The following is a 1,313-nucleotide window of genomic DNA, read 5'->3' on the forward strand; positions in this document are numbered from 1 at the left end:
GGGATGCTCCTATAGAAGTCAAGCGGTGTTGAGGGTGGTGAAGTCGGCGAGGAGGGCGGTGTGGATCTCGCGGACGATGTAGCGCTTGAGGCAGCGCATGATTTCTTTCTTGTTGAGTCCTTGTTTGGTGCGTTTGTCGACGTAGGCGCGGGTGCGGGGGTCGTGGCGCATGCGGACCAGGGCGATGGTGTGCAGGGCTGAGTTGGCGGCTCTGTCGCCGCCTCGGTTGAGGCGGTGTCGGTCGGTGCGTCCTGAGCTGGCGGGGATGGGTGCGGCGCCGCAGAGGTGGGCCAGGGCGGCTTCGGAGCGCAGCCGGTCGGGGTTGTCGCCGGCGGTGGTCAGGAGTTGACCGGCGACGTCGGTGCCGACGCCGTAGACGGCGTTCAGGTGTGGGGCGGTGCGGGCGACGGCGGGTCGTAGTCGCCGGTCGGCGTGGGTGATCTCGGCGGTCAGGGCCTGGATCCGGGCGGCGATGGCGGCCAGGGCGGCTTTGGTGGCCTCGACGGGATCGGTGAGTCGGGTCTCGTCGACGAGTAGCGCGGCGCACCGGTCGACCAGTGGTGCTTGCGGGTGGCTGAGGTCGTGGCGCAGAGACTCCGGCGCGGAGGCGAGCAGACCGTGGAGCTGGTTGAGCGCGGCGGTGCGGGCCTTCATCGCGCCGCGGCGGGCCACCCGCAGAGCGCGGATGGCCTCGACCGGGCCAGTGCGGGTCTTCGGGGTGCCGCTGGCCTGTCCGGACAGGGCCGCCCTGGCCGCGGCAAGCGCGTCGAGAGGATCGGACTTGCCCTTGGCGCGGCGGGCGCGCCGGTCCGGGCGGTCGACCTCGACCACCGTGACGCTCTGCGCGGTGAGATGGCGGGCCAAGCCCGCGCCGTAGGTGCCGGTGCCCTCCACCCCGACCTTGATCACCTGCCCGAACCGGCGTAGCCAGGCCAGGAGTTGCCGGTAGCCCGACGCCGAAGCGGGAAATTCCTGGTCGCCCAGTACCCGGCCGGCACCATCGATGGCGGCGGCGTGATGAGTTTTGCCGTGAGTGTCGACGCCGCCTGTGACCTGACGCTTCTTGGCTGCCATGCTGAAACCGTCGTCCCTCTCGCTTGCACCGAACAGGGTCGGCACGCACCGCCGGGACGGGCGGACAGGACAGTGACGGGACCTCTTGCACAGGCTCCTATCAGGTCACGAACGCCCAGCAGGTGAGTGCAGGAACGGGTCACCCGGACAAGCCGACGAATCCCCTAGAAGACACCCAAGGTCAGTCAGAGGGTGAGTCAGACCGGCCGGGTGACCCGCTCCCACATCATCACTGTCAG

General features: G+C 69.5%; 1 protein-coding gene. It reads right to left on the reverse strand.

Translation table 11 applies throughout. The features are described from left to right. Window positions 1-18: 18 nt before the first annotated feature. A complete protein-coding gene (locus tag FB455_RS34125; protein WP_145755820.1) occupies window positions 19-1,074 on the reverse strand; it encodes an IS110 family RNA-guided transposase in 1,056 nt (351 codons plus the stop codon). Between the last annotated feature and the right edge of the window lie 239 nt (window positions 1,075-1,313).

It is taken from the genome of Micromonospora sp. CNZ296, from assembly GCF_007827635.1.

Excerpts from the sequence above, each read along its gene's own strand:
- FB455_RS34125 (WP_145755820.1), bottom strand. The coding sequence starts at position 1,074 with ATGGCAGCCAAGAAGCGTCAGGTCACAGGCGGCGTCGACACTCACGGC.